Consider the following 18,186-nt stretch of genomic DNA (forward strand, 5'->3'; position numbering starts at 1 on the left):
CCCCCGACGCTGCGCGCCGCATCCCCTTTGTTTGGAGCATCCATGGCCCTCAAGATCACCGTGATCGGCACCGGCTACCTCGGCGCGACCCACGCCGCGGCCATGGCCGAGCTGGGCTTCGAGGTGCTGGGGCTCGATGTGGTGCCCGAGAAGATCGAGATGCTGCAGCGGGGCGAGGTCCCGATGTACGAGCCCGGTCTGGAGGAGCTGCTGCGCCGCCATGCCGACGGGATCGAGGGATCGACCGGCCGGCTGCGCTTCACCACCTCCTACGAGGAGGCCGGGGCCTTCGGCGACGTCCACTTCGTCTGTGTGAACACCCCGCAGAAGCACGGTGAGTACGCCTGTGACATGTCGTACGTGGAGAGCGCCTTCGACGCGCTGGCCCCGCACCTGACCCGGCCCGCCCTCGTGGTCGGCAAGTCGACGGTGCCGGTGGGCAGCGCGGCCCGGCTCGCCGAGCGGCTGGCCGCGGCCGCCCCGGCCGGCGCGCAGGTGGAGCTGGCCTGGAACCCGGAGTTCCTGCGCGAGGGGTTCGCCGTCAAGGACACCCTGCACCCCGACCGGATCGTCGTGGGCGTGGCCGGTGAGCGGGCCGAGGAGCTGCTGCGCGAGGTGTATGCCGCCCCGATCGCCGAGGGCTCGCCGTTCATCGTCATGGACTACCCGACGTCCGAGCTGGTGAAGGCCTCGGCCAACTCCTTCCTGGCGACGAAGATCTCCTTCATCAACGCCATGGCGGAGGTCTGCGAGGCGGCCGACGGCGATGTGGTCAAGCTCGCCGAGGCCATCGGGCACGACGACCGGATCGGCAAGAAGTTCCTGCGGGCCGGCATCGGCTTCGGCGGCGGCTGCCTGCCCAAGGACCTGCGGGCCTTCATGGCGCGCGCCGGCGAACTGGGCGCCGACCAGGCCCTGACGTTCCTGCGCGAGATCGACTCGATCAACATGCGGCGCCGCGGTCACATGGTCGAGCTGACCCGCGACGCGGTCGGCGGCGGCTTCCTCGGCAAGCGGGTCGCCGTACTGGGCGCGACCTTCAAGCCGGACTCGGACGACGTCCGCGACTCCCCCGCGCTCAACGTCGCCGGCCAGATCCACCTGCAGGGCGGCCAGGTGACGGTCTACGACCCCAAGGGCATGGAGAACGCCCGGCGCCTCTTCCCGACGCTGAGCTACGCCGACACCGCCCTGGACGCCGTACGCGGCGCCGACGTCGTGCTTCACCTCACGGAGTGGCGGGAGTTCCGCGAACTGGACCCCGCCGCGTTGGGCGACATCGTCGCCGAACGCCGCATCCTGGACGGCCGCAACGCGCTTGACCCGGCGCTGTGGCGCAAGGCGGGCTGGACGTACCGGGCGCTCGGACGCCCTTCCGCGTAGCGGGTTTTCCCCCACGTTGTCGGCGTTGCGCTTTGCGGCGCCCCCCACGTACCCGGCCGTCCCACCGCGGGTGTTGTTCGCCGTTTCGCCTGCGGCGGGCGTGGGTGGTCGGGTGCGGTGACGGCCCTCCGGACTTCGTCCTGCGGTCCGTCCCCTCCCGTGGGTGGGTGGTGAGGTGGTGGGGGCGTGCGTCGCCTGTCCGCTGTCCCTTGGTGCGTCCACAGGGCGCGCCTGACCGCCTGCCTGCACCCCCACCGGTCTTCTCCGACCCCCAACGGAGAGGGGCCGGACCGCAGGACGGAGTCCGGAGGGGCGGTCCCGCAGCCGAACAGCCCCGCGCCGCGGCAACGGTCCGCCGCAGGCGTAACGGCGAGCAACACCCACGGCGGGACGGGCGACGACGTACACCGCGGCGCAAAGCGCAAAACGGCGGGACGGCCGACAACGTACGCCGCAGCGCAAAGCGCAAAACGGCGGGACAGCCGAAAACGCACGCCGCCGCGCCGCCAGGCGTGGCATCGTGAGGGCATGAGCCACATCACATTCGGCATTGTCGCACTGGACTGTCCCGACCCCCGTGCCCTCGCGGATTTCTACGCGGAAATGCTCGGCTGGCGGGTGACCGAAGAGGAGGAGAACTGGGTCGAGGTCGCCGGGCCGGACGGCCGGACCCTCGCCTTCCAGCGGGTGGCCGAGGGCTATCAGCCGCCGCAGTGGCCCGGCCAGGACATGCCGCAGCAGCTGCACCTCGACTTCGACGTCCCGCGCGCGAAGATCGACGAGGCCGAGCGCACGATCGTCGCGCTGGGCGCCAAGCTCGTCCAGCACGACGACGGGAAGCAGAGCTGGCGGGTCTATCTCGACCCGGCCGGGCACCCGTTCTGCCTCTGCATGAGGTGAAGACCCCGGTGCACGAGGGGCGGGGCCCGGCCCGGGGCGTCAGCCGTCCAGCTGCTCGATCGTCGCGTGGGACGGGCCGCGCCGCTGCTGCTCGGCGCGCGCCACGTCCTCCGCGGCGCGCAGCGTGCGGACGGCGTTCTGCCAGGTGAGCTTGGCCAGGTCGGCCTCGGACCACTTGCGGCCCTGGAGTTCGGCGATCAGGTTCGGGTAGCCGGCGACATCGGCCAGGTCGGCCGGGGTGAAGGCGGTGCCGTCGAAGTCGCCGCCGATCCCGATGTGGTCCACGCCGGCGACCTCGCGCATGTGGTCGAGATGGTCGGCGACGGTGGCCGCGGTGGCCATCGGGCGGGGGTGTTCGGCTTCGAAGGCCCGCTGGACGGTCATGCCGGCCTCGGTGGTGTCGAGGTGGTGCAGACCGTGCGCCCGCATGTTCTCGTCGGCGCGCTGCGTCCAGGCGACGGCTTCCGGCAGCACGAACTTCGGCACGAACGTGGCCATGGCGATACCGCCGTTGGCGGGCAGCTGTGCCAGTACGTCGTCGGGGATGTTGCGCGGATGGTCGCAGACGGCGCGGGCGGAGGAGTGCGAGAAGACCACCGGTGCGGTGCTGACGCGCAGCGCGTCGCGCATGGTGTCGGCCGAGACGTGCGAGAGGTCGACCAGCATCCCGCAGCGGTTCATCTCGCGGACGACCTCCTCGCCGAAGGCCGACAGCCCGTGGTGGCGCGGTTCGTCGGTCGCGGAGTCCGCCCAGTCGATGGTGTCGTTGTGGGTGAGCGTCATATAGCGCACGCCCAGCTGGTGCAGCGCGCGCAGGGTGGCCAGCGAGTTGTGGATGGAGTGGCCGCCCTCGGCGCCCATGAGGGACGCGATCCGGCCCTCGGCGCGGGCCGCCTCCATGTCGTCGGCGGTGTGCGCGAGGCGCAGCGCGTCGGGGTAACGGGCGACCAGTTCCCGCACCACATCGACCTGTTCGAGGGTGGCGCTGACGGCCTTGTCGCCCGCGTAGTCGGCGCGTACGTACACCGACCAGAACTGGGCGCCGACGCCGCCGGCCCGCAGCCGCGGCAGATCCGTGTGGAGGTGCGCGGACTGGTCGGCGGCGATGTCGCGCCGGCCGAGGTCGTAGCGGACCTGCTCACGCAGCGCCCAGGGCAGGTCGTTGTGACCGTCGACGACGGGCCAGCGGGCGAGCAGATCCCGCGCCGCGTCCAGCGAGGAGCTCACTTGCCGCCCCCGAAGCCGAAGCCGGCCGGGGAGGCGACCTTGTTGCGCAGCCGCTTGCCCTTCTCGGTGGCCTGATCGTTCAGCTCCTGCTGGAACTCGCGCATCCGGGCGAGGAGTTCGGGATCCTGGGTGGCGAGGATCCGGGCGGCCAGCAGCCCGGCGTTGCGGGCGCCGCCGACGGAGACGGTGGCGACCGGCACCCCGGCCGGCATCTGCACGATGGACAGCAGCGAGTCCATCCCGTCGAGGTACTTCAGCGGGACCGGGACACCGATCACCGGCAGCGGGGTGACGGAGGCGAGCATCCCGGGGAGGTGGGCCGCGCCGCCGGCGCCCGCGATGATCGCCTTCAGGCCGCGCCCGTCCGCCTCCTCGCCGTACGCGATCATCTCGCGCGGCATGCGGTGCGCCGAGACGACATCGACCTCGTAGGGGATCTCGAACTCGTCGAGGGCCTGCGCCGCGGCCTCCATGACGGGCCAGTCGGAGTCGGAGCCCATGACGATGCCGACCACGGGGGACGGGGCGGAGGGGGCGTCGGCGTTCGGTGCGGGGCGGCGGTCGGGCTGGGGGGACCTCCCAGCGGTGGCCGGGGGAGTTCCGGTCGTCATTCGGTGATCGTTCCTCGCAGGTAGCCGGCGGCGTGTGCGGCGCGCTCGCGCACATCCGCCAGGTCGTCGCCGTAAGTGTTGACGTGGCCGACCTTACGGCCGGGCTTCACATCCTTCCCGTACATATGGATCTTCAACTGCGGGTCCCGCGCCATGCAATGGAGGTACGCGTAATACATGTCGGGATAGTCGCCGCCGAGGACGTTGGCCATGACCGTCCAGGGGGCGCGCGGGCGCGGATCGCCGAGCGGGAGGTCGAGCACGGCACGGACGTGGTTGGCGAACTGCGAGGTGATCGCGCCGTCCTGGGTCCAGTGGCCGGAGTTGTGCGGGCGCATGGCGAGCTCGTTGACCAGGATGCGGCCGTCGGTGGTCTCGAAGAGCTCGACGGCCAGGTGGCCGACGACGTCCAGTTCCTGGGCGATGCGCAGCGCCAGTTCCTGGGCCTGGCCCGCGAGCTCCGGATCGAGGCCGGGCGCCGGCGCGATCACGGTGTCGCAGACGCCGTTGACCTGGATGGACTCCACGACCGGGTAGGCGACGGCCTGGCCGTGCGGGGAGCGGACGATATTGGCGGCCAGTTCGCGGGCGAAATCGACCTTTTCCTCGGCCAGGACGGGCACCCCGGCGCGGAACGGCTCGGCGGCCTCCTTGGAGGATCGTACGACCCAGACGCCCTTGCCGTCATAGCCCCCGCGGACCGTCTTGAGGATCACGGGAAAGCCTTCGCCCTCGGCCGCGAAGCGCTCCACGTCCGCAGGGTCGGAGACGATGCGGTGGCGCGGACAGGGCACTCCGATCGCGTCCAGTTTCGCTCGCATCACCCCCTTGTCCTGGGCGTGCACCAGCGCATCGGGACCGGGCCGTACGGGGATACCGTCGGCCTCCAGTGCCCGCAAATGCTCGGTGGGAACGTGCTCGTGATCGAAGGTGATCACATCGCAGCCACGAGCGAAGGCGCGCAGGGTGTCCAGATCGCGGTAGTCGCCGATGACGACATCACCGACCACCTGAGCCGCCGAATCCTGCGGAGTGTCGCTGAGGAGCTTGAACTTGATGCCGAGGGGGATACCCGCCTCGTGGGTCATACGGGCGAGCTGACCGCCGCCGACCATGCCGACTACCGGGAACGTCACGCCCCCAGGGTATCCGTACGGCGGCGCGGGCCCCGACCCGGGCTTGGATGATCCTCTGAGTTCGCACGTTCGAAGATCGCCGGTGGAAGATCGACACGGGCGGTTACCCTCGGCCCCGGGGTGCGGGGCCGGCACCCGGGCCTGGCCCGGCAAAAGGGGAGGCCGAATGGAGAACAGTGGCATACCAGGGGGCTCCAGGAGGCTGGTGATCGCCGTCGCGATCGCCGCTCTGCTGATCGCCCTGCACTCCGTTTTCAGCCAGTTATCCGCGCCCAGGGTCTATGACGCGGACGACACCGAGATCGCCGTCTCCGCCGGGGACCGCTTCAGCGTGCGGGTCCCCGACGATCCCGCCGGGGGCTACCGCTGGATCATCGCCGAGCCCCGCCCCGACCCGGCCGTCCTGAAGGCGGCCGGCGCGGAGGGGGGCACCAGCGGCCCGCCCCCGGCCGGCACCGCCCGCCACCTCGCCTTCGAGGCCGTCGGTCCGGGACGTACGGACTTACGGCTGCTGCGCTGCCGGCGCTGCGGCCCCGGCGCCGCCGACGAGGAGGGCGCCCGGAGCCTCAACTTCCGTGTCACGGTCGGCTGATCCCGTTGTCACCGTGGGTCGGCCCACGGTCACTGTCGGCCGCCCCGTTCGGACCGCGGTGCGTTGCGCACGGATCTGACAGATGGCAGGCAGCGCTCCCGGGCCCTGGTTAGCATGAGGAGGCGGACGAGGTGGAGGACAGGCCGACGCCGCGCACACCGCCCACGACAGGAGCTGAACGATCACCATGAGTGAACGGAGCGCACTGCGGTCGCGGCTGGAGGCGCTCGTTCGGGAACTGGCGAAGTTCGGCGCGGTCGGCGGCGCGGGCGTGGTCGTCAACTTCGTGGTGTTCAACCTCGTGCGGCATCTGACCGAGGTCCCCGTCGTCCGGGCCAGCATCATCGCGACCGTCGTGGCGACCGGCACCAACTACCTCGGCTACCGCTACTTCACCTACCGTGACCGCGACAAACAGGGCCGGACGAAGGAGCTGACGCTCTTCCTGCTGTTCAGCGCGGTCGGCCTGGTGATCGAGAACGGTCTGCTCTACGTCGCGACGTACGGGTTCCACTGGGACAGCCCGCTGCAGAGCAATGTCTTCAAGTTCGTCGGCATCGGCTTCGCCACGCTCTTCCGCTTCTGGTCCTACCGCACCTGGGTCTTCCGCACCCTGCCCGCGCGGGAGGCCGTGGAGACCGCCGAGTCCTTCCTCGCCAACGGCTCGGAGCGCCCGCGCAGCGTCTCCCGGAAGTAGCCCCGGGGCCCGGTAGCCGGTCCCGCACGGTTCTCGCGGCACCGCAAAGCACCTTCTCGCGGCCCTGCAAGGCGCCGGCGGCCCCGCGAGCCGCTGACGGCCTCACTCCTCGACGGGCTCCGCCTCGCGTGCCAGGAACAGCGCGAAGACCGGCGGATGCTGCTGCAGCAACTCCAGCCGGCCGCCGTCCGCCTCCGCCAGATCCCGCGCGACGGCCAGCCCGAGCCCGGTGGAGTTCCGGCCGGAGACCGTGCGCTCGAAGACCCGCGAGCCGAGGTCCGGCGGCACCCCGGGCCCGGCGTCGGTGACCTCGACGACCGCCTGGTTGCCGGTGACGCGGGTGCGCAGCGCGACCGTCCCGTCGCCGTGCATCAGCGAGTTCTCGATCAGGGTGGCCATCACCTGGGCGACCGCGCCCGGTGTGCCGACGGCCCGCAGCCCCTTCTTGCCGGAGCGCACGATGGCCCGCCCCGCACTGCGGTAGGCAGGCCGCCACTCCTCGATCTGCTGCTTGACCACCTCGTCCAGGTCGAAGGCGACCGCGGAGCCGCTGCGCGGGTCCCGGGAATTGGTCAGCAGCCGCTGGACGACATCCGTCAGCCGCTCCACCTGCGCCAGCGCGATGGTGGCCTCTTCCTTCACGGTGTCCGGATCGTCGGTGACGGTGATCTCCTCCAGCCGCATGGACAGCGCGGTCAGCGGTGTCCGCAGCTGGTGCGAGGCGTCCGCGGCCAGCCGCCGCTCGGCGGTCAGCATCCGCGCGATCCGCTCGGCGCTGGCGTCCAGCACATCGGCGACCCGGTCCAGCTCCTGGACGCCGTAGCGGCGGTGGCGCGGGCGGGGGTCGCCGGAGCCGAGGCGCTCGGCGGTCTCGGCGAGGTCGGTGAGCGGCGCGGTCAGCCGGCGGCCCTGGCGGACGGCCAGGATGACGGCGGCGATGATCGCCAGCAGCGCCACGGCCAGAATGACCAGCAGCGTCCGCCCGATCTCCGCGCTGACCATGGAGCGGGAGGCCTCGACCGTGACCGACTCACCGCGGTCGCCGCTCACCTGCGACTGGATGACGTCGCCCGAGGGCCGCGTCCCGATCTCGATCGGCGCCTTGCCCGGCACCTTGATCTTCGCGTACCGCTTGGCGGTGATCTGCTCGGAGAGGATGTCCGGGGTGATCTTCTCGCCGCTGCCCAGCCGGCTCTCCACTATCCCGACCAGCCGGACCGCCTCGGACGCCACGCTCTCCTGGGCGCCGGCCTGGATGGTGCGGGTCTCGACGATGACGAGCGAGACACCGAAGACGGCGATCACGACGAGCACCACGGCGAGCGTGGAGTTGATCAGGCGGCGGCGCACGGGCCCCTAGCTCTTCTCGAAGCGGAAGCCGACTCCGCGGACGGTGGCGATGTAGCGGGGGTTGGCGGCGTCGTCCCCGAGCTTCTTGCGCAGCCAGGAGATGTGCATGTCGAGCGTCTTCGTGGAGGACCACCAGGTGGTGTCCCAGACCTCGCGCATCAGCTGGTCGCGGGTGACGACCCGTCCCGCGTCGCGCACCAGGACCCGCAGCAGGTCGAACTCCTTCGCCGTGAGCTGCAGTTCCTCGTCACCCATCCACGCACGGTGCGACTCGACGTCGATCCGTACGCCGTGGGTGGCGGGCGGCTGCTGGGGCTCGGCGGTGGAACCGCGGCGCAGCAGGGCCCGTACGCGGGCGAGGAGTTCGGCGAGCCGGAAGGGCTTGGTGACGTAGTCGTCGGCGCCGGCGTCCAGGCCGACGACGGTGTCCACCTCGTCGGCGCGGGCGGTCAGCACCAGGACGGGGAAGGAATGGCCTTCGTTGCGCAGCCGGCGGGCGACCTCCAGGCCGTCCATGCCGGGCAGCCCCAGGTCCAGGACGACGAGGTCGATATTGCCCTGGAGACCGGCGTCGAGCGCCGTCGGGCCGTCCTCGCGCACCTCGACTTCGTAACCCTCGCGGCGCAGTGCGCGGGCGAGCGGCTCCGAGATGGACGCGTCATCCTCGGCGAGCAGTACACGGGTCATGGCCCGATGGTAGTCCGATGTCCGCGGACCGAGGGGCGGACCAGCGCGGATGGCCGACGGCGGACCGTTCCTGCAGTTCGAGCCGGGTACGCCCCTGGCGCGCGCGAGGGCGCGCGTTGCCCGCAGGGGCGCTCATGGTTCCCCGTGCAGGTGTGAGCGTTGTCTCACGCAGCCCAACAGTCCTGCAACCAGACGTATGGTGGCCAGACGTCCATCGCTCAACCACCGGGACCTTTGACTCTTCACTGGCGTCAACGGTCCCTCGTTGTGTACCGGGCTGGAATCACCAGCCCTGATGGACAGTGATCGACCTGTCGACCGGGTCCGCCGCGCTTGCTGGACGGGGGAGCGTGGAATCCGGAGTACGACCGTCCTGCCGGCCCCTCGCGGGGTGCCGAACCTCCCGGATGTGGGGGCGGGCGGGGCTACGCCGGTGCCGGTCTCCCCCACCCGGGCGCGTATCGGCCAGCGAACGCGTCCCGTAGCAGCAAGGAAGCATCCATGGCGTCCAGCCTGACGAAGGACGCGGCCCAGCAGGGGAACCCTGTGGATGGCGGCAAGACCTTCTTCGGCCACCCCCGCGGACTGGCCACGCTCTTCATGACCGAAATGTGGGAGCGCTACAGCTTCTACGGCATGAAGGCCCTACTCCCGCTGTATCTGATCGCGCCCGGCGGCATGCACATGCAGGCCACCACGGCCACGGCGATCTACTCGGTGTACATGGCGATGGTCTACCTGCTCGCCATGCCCGGCGGCTGGGTGGCCGACCGCTTCTGGGGACCGCGCAAGACGGTGGCCATCGGTGCCCTCGTCGTCATCGCGGGCCACATCACGCTCGCCCTGCCCTCCGCGGCGTCCTTCTTCGCGGGCCTTGTGCTGGTCGCGATCGGCTCCGGCCTGCTGAAGGCGAACATCTCCACGATGGTCGGCCACCTCTACGACGGCCCGCAAGACCCGCGCCGTGACGGTGGCTTCACGCTCTTCTACATCGGCATCAACATCGGCGCCCTCCTGGCCCCGCTGTCCATCGGCACCGTCGGCGAGAGCGTCAACTGGCACCTCGGGTTCACGCTCGCCGCCGTCGGTATGGCGCTCGGCCTCGCCCAGTTCCTGCTCGGCACCCGCCACTTGAGCCCGGAGAGCAGCGTCGTTTCCCAGCCCGCGACGGACCGGGAGAAGGCGTCCGTGCTGCGCAAGGGCCTGATCTGGCTGGCCGTCGCGGCCGTCTTCTACACCCTGCTCGGCGTGACCGGTAACTTCGCCGACTGGGCGCTGATGCCGATCACCATCGCCGGTCTGGTCATCCCGATCGCGGTCCTGTTCCGGATGAAGCGCGACAAGGACCTCACGGAGCTGGAGCAGTCCAAGCTCTCGGGCTACATGTGGTTCTTCGCGGTCGCCGCCGTCTTCTGGATGATCTACGACCAGAACGGCTCGACCCTGTCGATCTTCGGCGAGAACTCCACGACGAACGACCTGCTGGGATTCCACTTCCCGACGTCCTGGTACCAGTCGCTGAACCCGCTCTTCATCATGGCGCTCGCCCCGGTGGTCGCCTCGGCGTGGCTGTGGCTGAACAGGCGCGAGAAGGAGCCCAGCACCGCCGTCAAGTTCGCGTCCAGCCTCGCGCTGATCGGCGTCTCGTTCGCGGTCTTCCTCATCCCGCTGATCGACACCGCGGCGGGCGGCGGCAGGGTCAGCCCGATGTGGCTGGTGGCCATCTACTTCATCCAGACCGTCAGCGAGCTGTGCCTCTCCCCGGTCGGACTGTCGGTCACCACGAAGATGGCACCCGCCAAGTACACCTCGCAGATGATGGGTGTCTGGTTCCTCGCGGTCACGGCGGGTGACTCGGTGTCGGGTCTGCTGACGTCGCCGCAGCTGAACGTCAATCTGAACACCGCCGGCGCGGTCGCCGTGGAGGCCGTGTTCGCCGTCATCGCCGGCCTCGGCATCTGGACGTCCCGCAAGCGGATCAAGGAGCTGATGGGCAGCGTCAACTGACGCCTGCCCGGCCCCGGACAGCGGAAGGGGGCGTCGCACCGCCGGTGCGACGCCCCCTTCGTGCGTTCCTGGAGACGTGGAGCTCATACGTCCCTGGGGCGTAACGGCTCATTCGTCCCTGGGTACGTGCCGGTCAGGCATCCCTGGGCACGTGCCGCGTCAGCGGACCCGCGCCCGGCGCCGGGGCAGGAAGGTGAAGACCGCCCCGCCCAGCAGGATGACCGTCCCGGCGACGAGGCCGAGCGCGGTCAGCGCACCGTGGTCGCCCGCACCGGTCTCGGCGAGGCCGCCGCTGCTGCCGCTGCCGCCCGAGACACTGGCCGGTCCCGCCGCGCCGCCACCGGAGGCCGCGGCACCGCCCGTGGCACCACTGGACGTACCGCCGGAGGTGCCGCCCTGCTGCGCCGAGGTGTCCAGGGCGAGCGAGACTCCCGGGTCCTTCTCCGGGGTGCAGGTGGTGGTCGTCCCGAGGGCGTTGACGGTGAGCACGCCCGGGGTGAGCGTGGCCTTGCCGGTGGCACCCGGCTTGTAGGTGCCCTTCAGATCGGGGATCGCTATCGGCTGCCCCGACTTGATCGGATCGGCGTTCGCCGGCCCCTCGACCTTCACCGCCCCCTTGTCCGCGCCACCGACCTTGACGTCCATCGACGGCTTGACCGAGCCCTTGGGGATGTCCGCCGGACTGTCCATGACGGACTTGCTGAACTTCACCGTCAGGTCGTAACTGCCGGCCTTCTTCACGGCGTTGATCTGGACCGGCGAGGTCGCCTTCTTGTCCCCGATGGGCGTCTTGCAGGCGTACGGGACCAGTACTTCCTTGCCCTTGTAGGCGGTGCCGTCGGGGTCGCCGCCGGAGCCGCCGGTGGTCGTGCCGCCGGACGAGCCGGTGGTCGTACCGCCGCTGGTGGTTCCGCTGGTGGATCCGCCGGTCGTGCCCGTCGTGGTCCCGCCGGTGGTGGTGCCACTCGTGGTTCCGGTGGTCGTGCCGGAGGTGGTGCCGGTGGTCGTTCCGCTCGTGGTGCCGGTGGTGGTGCCGCTCGTGGTGCCGCCGGAACCGGCGCCGCCGTCGGTCACCTTGATGGTGACCGCGGGCTTCACCGTCTCCTTGGGCGAGCACTTGGTGTCCGTCGAGATCGGCTGGTTGACGTTGATGTTGTAGAAGCCGGGCGTCAGGGTGACCTCTCCCGGCTTCGACAGCTTCAGCTTGCCCTTCATGTCGGACAGCTTCATCGCACTGCCCTTGGGGATCGGCGGGTTCTGCCGCGGCCCCTGCATGGCCAGATCGCCGGTCTGCGCCCCGGCCACCTTGATCGTGCCGGTCGGCTGGACGGTGTTCTCCCCCAGGTCGAGGATGTCGGGGTTCTTGGAAGCCCCCTCGACGGTCTTCCAGACCACCTCGATCTCCTCGCCGACCTTGGCCGTCTCCGGCGCGCTGACCGCCACCTTCGTGGTGCCCTCGACCGGCGGCAGCCCCGATATCGGCGGCGGCAGACACTCCGTCTTGTACGACACCTCGGCCGCCTGGGCGGTCCCGGCCGCTGCCACGATGCCCGCACCCGCGAGCACCAGCGCGGCCGCCGAGGCCACCGCCGCTCTCCTCCGTTGCCTCATCACGCTGAACCTTTCGACGTCGGTCGTTCGGTTGATGTGGTGGTGGACGGTGCGGTGTCCGGGGTGAACCACGGCAGCGCGGTGGAGTCGCCCGGCGTACCGGGTTCGGCCGTGGAGCCCTCGCTCGCGGTCCGGTTCCTGATGCGTGGTCCGATGCCGGCCGCGCGCGTGCGTGCGTCCTTCGGCGTCCTTCCGGTTTTGGGCGTACGCCCGGTCTTTGGTGTCCGTCCGGTCGTCGGCGTCCATCCGCTCGTGGCCGTACGTCCTGCGCCGTGCCTGCGGGTGCCGCCCGTCCGGCGCGGGCGCACCCGGTCCACGAGCGCCATCCCGATGCGGAATACCGCCGTCGGGACCACCACGCAGAGCAGCACCCAGAAGAGCGTCACGCCCCATGGCCTGCCGACTCCCCAGGGCTGCTCGGCCAGCACCTTGCCGCCATATTCGAGCGAGACCAGATAGTCCCCGTGTGCGCCGGCCGGCAGCTCGACCGGCAGCGTGACCTCGGCCTTCTTCCCGGCGGGTACGGTCCCCCGCCACTGCTGCTCCTCCCACTCCGTCGCGAAGACCCCGTGCGAGGTGCCGACCCGGAAGACGGGGTCCTTGGCCGCTGTCGAGCCGAGATTGCCGACCGTGAGGGTCAACCGGCGCTGCGCGGGGGCGCCGAACCAGGTCAGCAGGCCGCTGCTGCCCGCCAGCCGCGGCTGGGCGAGCACGGTCAGCCGGCCGCCGGTGCTCTCCGCGGGCAGCGGCGCCACCGGGTGGCCCGCCACCGTGAAGGCAACATCCGCATCGGCCGCCTCACCGGTCACGGTCGCCACATGCACCACACAGGGGCAGGGCTTGGGCGGCTCGGCGACCGGGAGGCGCCTGCGGAACGCGCCATGGGCGTCGGTGGTGACCGCCCGTCCGTCGCCGTTGGCACAGGAATTGGTACCGCCGATCATGTTCTGCCCGCAGATCAGCAGCGTGAGCAGCGTCTTGGGCCGCCAGCCACCGCCGGTCACGGTGAGCGAGCCGCCCTTGCCGGCTTCCTTCCGGGAGAGGTGGACCGTGGGATGACCCTCCGCCGCGGCCCCATCCGCGGCAGTTTTCGGGACCGCAGCGTCGGCGTACGGGGCCGCAGGCGCGGCGGCGGCCGGAAGCGGGGCCGCCCCGAGCGCCAGGCAGAGGGCGAGCACGGCCACCGCCCGCCGCCCCCTCCGCCGTACGTCGCGGGCCGCGCCAGAGCCGGTATCCGTACGCGCCCCCGCCGCCGTAGGCGGGGCCGCAGCGGCAGGTGCCGCGGTATCCGTACGCGCCCCCGAAGCCGGACGCGCCGCCCTCACCCCCGCCCCCGCCCCCGTCCCTGTCCCTGTCTCCGTCCCTGTCCCCGTCCCGCCGTTCACGATCGCGCTCCCGATCCGGTACTCGCCAACTGCCCCGCCGCGTCCGTCCTTCCGCCCTCGGACGGCCGCGCGTCCCCGGCCGTCCGAGGCACGCTCTCCGCGCGCCGTACCCCGCTCGCGCCCGTGCCGCGGCGCCGCCGGCGGAGCACCGCCAAGCCGCCCCCGCCCGCCGCCAGGAGGACCGCCGGTCCGGCCACCGCAGCCCAGGGGACCGCGGTATACGTCGCGGTGGCGGACCCGTGGGCGCCGCCGCCCGCCGTCACCGTGAGCCGTACGTCCACCGCGTCCAGACCGGGCGGGTCAGGCCACTTCTCCGTCAGATCGACGCTCCGGCCGGGCCGCAGCGCGAGCGGCAGAGTACGGGGGGCCCGCCGCAGCAGGGGGCCGAAGAGCCCGTCGGCGTGCACCGCCAGCCGTGGGGTGAGCACCGTGTTGCCGCGGTTGACCAGCGTGTACCGGATGACCGCCGCACCGCCCCGTCCACCCCGCCCGTCCACCGACACCTGCTCGACGCTCAGCGCGGACAACGCCGCCCCGGTCACCCGCAGATGGACCGGTACGTCGTCCCGCCCGCCCGCCTCGCCGCCCTTGCCCGGGCCGCCGCCCTTCGCACCACTGCCCTTGCCGACGCCCTCGCCGCTGCCCTTGTCACCGCCCGTACCGCTCCCTTTCCCGCCGCCCGGCGAGGGCCCCACGAAGGTGGCGCTCAGCGCACCGGGGTGGTCACCGGGGGCGGCATCGCGCGGCACGGTCACCGTGAACGGCACGCTCGCCCGGGTGTGCGGCGGAACCTTCACCTCCGTCGAGGCGAGCGTGAGCCACGAGCCGGGCGTGGAGCTGCCCAGCCGTACGGTGACGGTGCGGCCGGTGGGGTTGCTCAGGGACAGCCGGTCGCTCATGACGGTGCCCGGCGCGCCCTCCAGATAGAAGTACGGGCGGTCCGCTGTGCCAGGTGCGGTGCCGTCACCGGGCGCGGGCGCCACGGACGGGCCGGGTGCCGCCGGGACAGCGGTCGGCCGGGCCACGGCCGCCACGGGGCACAGCAGCACGGCGGCGGTCGCGAGGACCGCACCGCTGACCGCTGTGCGGGTACGGAAGGGCATCGGCGGCTCCTGCTGCAAGGGGACCTCCCCGTGCCGGCCGGGCAGGGGGAGGGCGGAGAACAGCGGTGCACCACGCGGGTCCTGGCGCCCCACGCGGCGCGTCACACCCGCTGGTGACGGCGGGTCAGCCAGAGCGCACCGGCCGCACCGGCCAGCAGCACGGTGCCGCCGAGGGTGCCCAGCGCGAGGGCGGAGTCCGCGGGTCCGGTCTGCGGCAGCTGCCCGCCCGGGGAGCCGCCGGACGCGGCAGCGCCGGTGCTTCCCGAGGCACCGCCTGAAGCGCCGCCCGAGCCACCGCCCGAGCCGCCGGTCCCCTTCACGTCCAGGGTCAGCGAGGGCTTGGGGTGGTTGGCGGGCGTGCACGTGGTGGTGGTGCCCAGCGCCTTGATGGTGAGCGTGGCGGCGGTGAAGGTCACCTTGCCGCTGCCCTTGGGGGTGTACGTACCGCTCAAGTCACTGATCTTGATGGGGGTGTTGGCAGGAATGGCCTGGTCATTGGGCGGCCCGGTGACCGGCACCGTACCGCTCTCCGCGCCGCCCAGCGTGATCAGCGCGCTCGGCTTCATGGCGCCCTTGCCCAGCTCGACGGGGCTGGAGGAGACGCCCTTGCGGAAGGACATGACGAGCTTGTACGCACCACCGCCGGGCGTGCTCGTGATGTCGATGGGCGAGACCGCGCCCTTGCTGCCGATCGGCGTTTTGCACTGGTAGTTGACGTCAACGACCTCGGCATGGGCGGCCGGTGCGGTGAGCATCACCGCGGACCCCGCCGCCATCGCCACGGCCGCGGCGAGACCGGCCGCCCGGCCCGGGCGCCTGCCGTGCTGTTCGTAGAAGCGGGCCACCTCGGATTCCCCTTCTCCCGGTGAGCGCACCGCCGCACGTTACTGACGGCACATCAGATTGGCGGCTCAAGGTACGCCGGGGACCTTGCCGAGGGAAGGCAAAGCACAGCCCCGATCCGCCCGGGCGCCGCGCGGCGGGGAAATCCGGCCTCGGCACGCCGGTCCGGACACGACGAAGCGCGGGCCCTCGGGCCCGCGCTCAGCTCTTCTCTTCCTTGGCGACGTCCGCCGGCCCTTCAGGACGGTGCGGCGAGCTCCGCCCAGACGGTCTTGCCCGTGCCGTCGGCGTTGCGCACCACGCCCCAGTCCAGGCAGAGGCGCTGCACGATGAACATGCCGTGACCGCCGGGGCGGCCCGGACGGTGCGGGCTGCGCGGCGCAGGCGAGCCGGTGCCGAGGTCACTGACCTCCAGGCGCAGCACTTTGTTGGTGCAGCGCAGCCGCAGTTCCTCGGGCCCTTCGGCGTGCAGGCAGGCGTTGGTGACCAGTTCCGAGACGACGAGCAGCACATCCTCGGCCGCGGCACGCCGGTCGGCGCTCGCGGCCGGCAGCCAGCCCCAGTCGTGCAGCGCCTGCCGGGCGAAGTCGCGGCCACGCGCCACGGCCCCTCGGGTGCCCGCCAGACGCAGTCGGCGGATCTGGCCCACCGGGGCGGCAGCCGGGGCGGCGGAAGCACCCGCGCCGCCCGGCTCCGGGCCGAGATCGCCCGGCGGATACGGCCGGGTGGTGCTCATCAGCGCTTCACCTCACCGATTCGCCTGTTCACGGAAAACAGATACTGACTGATTCAAGGGATTCAGATGTCTCCTGCCCGACCGGACGGTGAGAACACCCACTTCTTGGGTACGGAAGTTGTGACACGTACTACGTGCCCGGAATGCAACGTTCCGGGCACCGCCGCCATGTCAGTCGGCCAGGGCCGCGTCGACGGAATCGTGCACCGTGAAGACTGCTTCCGCGCCGGTGATCTCGAAGACCCGGGCAACCACCGGCTGCATCCCCGCCAAATGAACCCCGCCCCCCTCGGCTTCCGCCTTCAGGCGGGCGCCGAGCAACACATTGAGGCCGGTGGAGTCCATGAACTCAAGGGGTGAGCAGTCCACCACCAGGCGTGCATATCCGTCGTCCACGCAGCCTTCGAGTGACTCACGCAACAGATCTGCGGTGTGGTGATCCAGCTCACCCGAAACCGTCACGACCGCGCTGGCGCCGTGATGGCGGATCTCGACATGAAGCCGGCCCCGGCTTGCACTGCCGACCGTCCCGCGGTCCATGCGCGCGCACCTCTCCTGCTGTCTAGACGACTGTTTGCTTACCTACTGCGCTCGTCCGAACCCTACGCCTTCCTGACGCCGCTCGGTAGCCGAACAATCCGCGTATTGCCCAATATATGGACAACGCGTACTTGCCATCTTCAGGGAAAGCCAGGTAGGCGTAGAAGCACACATCCGAAACGGCCGGCTTTGGAGGCGCCGCACACCGCAGCTTCGCGTAGAGGCATCGGCGGCCATATGCCGAGAACGATGGAGGAGACCATGTCACCCCGGCTCGACGAATTGCGCACCGACGACACCCGGCAGCCCGCATCGTCGACACCCCCGTCCGACCCGACCGGGCAGATCCCTTCCCAGTCACTCCCCGCCGAACCCGATCTGGCGGAACTGACTGAGATCGAGGGGCTGCCCGAGATCCCGCCGTTCGACGAGGTGGGCCCGGTGGACGCGAGGGCTCTGTCCAAGACCCTCTTCGAGCGTCTGGAGACGCTCGAGGAAGGCACCCACGAATTCGCGTACGTCCGCAACACCCTGGTCGAGCTCAACCTCGCGCTGGTGAAGTTCGCGGCCTCCCGGTTCCGCTCCCGCAGCGAGCCCATGGAGGACATCGTCCAGGTCGGCACCATCGGCCTGATCAAGGCGATCGACCGGTTCGAGATCGGCCGTGGCGTCGAGTTCCCGACGTTCGCCATGCCGACCATCGTCGGTGAGATCAAGCGCTTCTTCCGTGACACCAGCTGGTCGGTGCGGGTACCGCGGCGTCTGCAGGAGCTGCGTCTGGACCTCGCCAAGGCGGGCGACGAACTGGCGCAGAAGCTGGACCGCGCCCCCACGGTGCACGAGCTCGCCGCACGCCTCGACATCAGCCGTGACGAGGTCGTCGAGGGCATGGCCGCGAGCAACGCGTACACCGCGAGCTCGCTGGACGCCCAGCCCGAGGAGGACGACAACGAAGGCGCGCTGGCGGACCGCATCGGTTACGAGGACCACGGGCTCGAGGGCATCGAGTACGTGGAATCCCTCAAGCCGCTGATCGCCGAACTCCCGCCGCGCGACCGGAAGATCCTCTCGCTGCGCTTCGTCGCCAATATGACGCAGTCCGAGATCGGCGAAGAGCTGGGCATCTCCCAGATGCACGTCTCCCGTCTGCTCTCCCGCACCCTCGTGCGGCTCCGCAAGGGGCTGATGGTCGAGGAGTGAGGGACCGCGGTCCCTGCCGGTCCGCGCGACCGGCAGCCGCCCGCGCAAAGGAGGGCCTGCCCCGGGGTACTCGGGACAGGCCCTCTCTTGCTGACGGGCCCTCTCGTGCCGGTGCCGGAAGCCGGCTCCTGCCGCTGACACAAACCTCCGCGCCGGCTCCGTGAGCCGGCGCGGAGGT

At 71.2% G+C, this 18,186-nt stretch carries 17 protein-coding genes; 6 read left to right on the plus strand and 11 right to left on the minus strand.

The features are described from left to right. Positions 1-42 precede the first annotated feature (42 nt). Both ABR737_RS18570 and ABR737_RS18575 read left to right on the plus strand, forming a co-directional pair. A complete protein-coding gene (locus tag ABR737_RS18570; protein WP_350251278.1) occupies positions 43-1,383 on the plus strand; it encodes a UDP-glucose dehydrogenase family protein in 1,341 nt (446 codons plus the stop codon). A 528-nt stretch (positions 1,384-1,911) separates the two neighbouring features. Beyond that, positions 1,912-2,283, plus strand: coding sequence for a VOC family protein (locus tag ABR737_RS18575; protein WP_350251279.1), 372 nt, complete (start codon positions 1,912-1,914; stop codon positions 2,281-2,283). A 39-nt stretch (positions 2,284-2,322) separates the two neighbouring features. On the opposite strand, the gene ABR737_RS18580 is transcribed toward ABR737_RS18575, so the two are convergent. The 3 genes from ABR737_RS18580 to ABR737_RS18590 all read right to left on the minus strand — a co-directional run bounded on the left by ABR737_RS18580 (position 2,323) and on the right by ABR737_RS18590 (position 5,257). Beyond that, complete coding sequence (locus tag ABR737_RS18580) at positions 2,323-3,510, minus strand: dipeptidase (protein ID WP_350251280.1); 1,188 nt, start codon at positions 3,508-3,510, stop codon at positions 2,323-2,325. After that, on the minus strand, positions 3,507-4,010 hold the full coding sequence (gene purE / locus ABR737_RS18585; RefSeq protein ID WP_088802087.1) for a 5-(carboxyamino)imidazole ribonucleotide mutase: 504 nt from the start codon (positions 4,008-4,010) through the stop codon (positions 3,507-3,509). Before purE ends, ABR737_RS18580 begins: the two co-directional genes overlap by 4 nt. 107 nt (positions 4,011-4,117) lie before the next feature. Continuing rightward, positions 4,118-5,257 (minus strand): 5-(carboxyamino)imidazole ribonucleotide synthase, encoded by a 1,140-nt coding sequence (locus ABR737_RS18590; RefSeq protein WP_350251281.1) that lies wholly within the window; start codon positions 5,255-5,257, stop codon positions 4,118-4,120. 205 nt (positions 5,258-5,462) lie between these two features. On the opposite strand from ABR737_RS18590, the gene ABR737_RS18595 reads away from it, so the two are divergent. Then, positions 5,463-5,849: a protease inhibitor I42 family protein gene (locus ABR737_RS18595; RefSeq protein WP_350251282.1), complete on the plus strand. Its 387-nt coding sequence runs from the start codon at positions 5,463-5,465 to the stop codon at positions 5,847-5,849. Between the two features lie 187 nt (positions 5,850-6,036). Next, complete coding sequence (locus ABR737_RS18600; RefSeq protein WP_350251283.1) at positions 6,037-6,546, plus strand: GtrA family protein; 510 nt, start codon at positions 6,037-6,039, stop codon at positions 6,544-6,546. 102 nt (positions 6,547-6,648) lie between these two features. Here the strand turns inward: ABR737_RS18600 and ABR737_RS18605 are convergent, their stop codons facing one another. Continuing rightward, positions 6,649-7,896, minus strand: coding sequence for a sensor histidine kinase (locus ABR737_RS18605; protein ID WP_350251284.1), 1,248 nt, complete (start codon positions 7,894-7,896; stop codon positions 6,649-6,651). A gap of 6 nt (positions 7,897-7,902) precedes the next feature. After that, on the minus strand, positions 7,903-8,583 hold the full coding sequence (locus tag ABR737_RS18610) for a response regulator transcription factor (protein ID WP_350251285.1): 681 nt from the start codon (positions 8,581-8,583) through the stop codon (positions 7,903-7,905). A gap of 501 nt (positions 8,584-9,084) precedes the next feature. Between ABR737_RS18610 and ABR737_RS18615 the strand changes: the two genes are divergently transcribed. Continuing rightward, the gene (locus ABR737_RS18615) at positions 9,085-10,590 is read left to right on the plus strand and encodes a peptide MFS transporter (protein WP_350251286.1); all 1,506 of its coding nucleotides are present in this window, start codon (positions 9,085-9,087) and stop codon (positions 10,588-10,590) included. A 159-nt stretch (positions 10,591-10,749) separates the two neighbouring features. On the opposite strand, the gene ABR737_RS18620 is transcribed toward ABR737_RS18615, so the two are convergent. From ABR737_RS18620 to ABR737_RS18645, 6 genes are all read right to left on the minus strand, one after another. Next, on the minus strand, positions 10,750-12,201 hold the full coding sequence (locus ABR737_RS18620) for a hypothetical protein (RefSeq protein ID WP_350251288.1): 1,452 nt from the start codon (positions 12,199-12,201) through the stop codon (positions 10,750-10,752). After that, the gene (locus tag ABR737_RS18625) at positions 12,201-13,385 is read right to left on the minus strand and encodes a hypothetical protein (RefSeq protein WP_350251289.1); all 1,185 of its coding nucleotides are present in this window, start codon (positions 13,383-13,385) and stop codon (positions 12,201-12,203) included. The genes ABR737_RS18620 and ABR737_RS18625 overlap by 1 nt, the downstream gene beginning before the upstream one ends. Positions 13,386-13,582: 197 nt before the next feature. Further along, positions 13,583-14,689 (minus strand): hypothetical protein, encoded by a 1,107-nt coding sequence (locus ABR737_RS18630; protein ID WP_350251291.1) that lies wholly within the window; start codon positions 14,687-14,689, stop codon positions 13,583-13,585. Positions 14,690-14,790: 101 nt separating this feature from the next. After that, positions 14,791-15,534 (minus strand): LPXTG cell wall anchor domain-containing protein, encoded by a 744-nt coding sequence (locus ABR737_RS18635; protein WP_350256833.1) that lies wholly within the window; start codon positions 15,532-15,534, stop codon positions 14,791-14,793. Between the two features lie 236 nt (positions 15,535-15,770). Continuing rightward, positions 15,771-16,268: an ATP-binding protein gene (locus ABR737_RS18640; protein ID WP_350251292.1), complete on the minus strand. Its 498-nt coding sequence runs from the start codon at positions 16,266-16,268 to the stop codon at positions 15,771-15,773. A 171-nt stretch (positions 16,269-16,439) separates the two neighbouring features. Continuing rightward, complete coding sequence (locus ABR737_RS18645; RefSeq protein WP_350251294.1) at positions 16,440-16,808, minus strand: STAS domain-containing protein; 369 nt, start codon at positions 16,806-16,808, stop codon at positions 16,440-16,442. A 261-nt stretch (positions 16,809-17,069) separates the two neighbouring features. Between ABR737_RS18645 and ABR737_RS18650 the strand changes: the two genes are divergently transcribed. After that, positions 17,070-18,008 carry an RNA polymerase sigma factor SigF gene (locus tag ABR737_RS18650; protein ID WP_350256834.1) on the plus strand — a complete coding sequence of 313 codons (939 nt, stop codon included), beginning with the start codon at positions 17,070-17,072 and terminating at the stop codon, positions 18,006-18,008. Positions 18,009-18,186 lie beyond the last annotated feature (178 nt).

Origin of the sequence: Streptomyces sp. Edi2 (assembly GCF_040253635.1) — a bacterium.
Lineage (GTDB): Bacteria > Actinomycetota > Actinomycetes > Streptomycetales > Streptomycetaceae > Streptomyces.

What these genes read in the sequence shown, in the direction of transcription:
- ABR737_RS18570 (WP_350251278.1), top strand. Translation starts at nt 43, where the DNA reads ATGGCCCTCAAGATCACCGTGATCGGCACCGGCTACCTCGGCGCGACC.
- ABR737_RS18575 (WP_350251279.1), top strand. Translation starts at nt 1,912, where the DNA reads ATGAGCCACATCACATTCGGCATTGTCGCACTGGACTGTCCCGACCCC.
- purE (WP_088802087.1), bottom strand. Translation starts at nt 4,010, where the DNA reads ATGGGCTCCGACTCCGACTGGCCCGTCATGGAGGCCGCGGCGCAGGCC.
- ABR737_RS18600 (WP_350251283.1), top strand. Translation starts at nt 6,037, where the DNA reads ATGAGTGAACGGAGCGCACTGCGGTCGCGGCTGGAGGCGCTCGTTCGG.
- ABR737_RS18610 (WP_350251285.1), bottom strand. Translation starts at nt 8,583, where the DNA reads ATGACCCGTGTACTGCTCGCCGAGGATGACGCGTCCATCTCGGAGCCG.
- ABR737_RS18615 (WP_350251286.1), top strand. Translation starts at nt 9,085, where the DNA reads ATGGCGTCCAGCCTGACGAAGGACGCGGCCCAGCAGGGGAACCCTGTG.
- ABR737_RS18620 (WP_350251288.1), bottom strand. Translation starts at nt 12,201, where the DNA reads ATGAGGCAACGGAGGAGAGCGGCGGTGGCCTCGGCGGCCGCGCTGGTG.
- ABR737_RS18630 (WP_350251291.1), bottom strand. Translation starts at nt 14,689, where the DNA reads ATGCCCTTCCGTACCCGCACAGCGGTCAGCGGTGCGGTCCTCGCGACC.
- ABR737_RS18640 (WP_350251292.1), bottom strand. Translation starts at nt 16,268, where the DNA reads ATGAGCACCACCCGGCCGTATCCGCCGGGCGATCTCGGCCCGGAGCCG.
- ABR737_RS18645 (WP_350251294.1), bottom strand. Translation starts at nt 16,808, where the DNA reads ATGGACCGCGGGACGGTCGGCAGTGCAAGCCGGGGCCGGCTTCATGTC.
- ABR737_RS18650 (WP_350256834.1), top strand. Translation starts at nt 17,070, where the DNA reads ATGTCACCCCGGCTCGACGAATTGCGCACCGACGACACCCGGCAGCCC.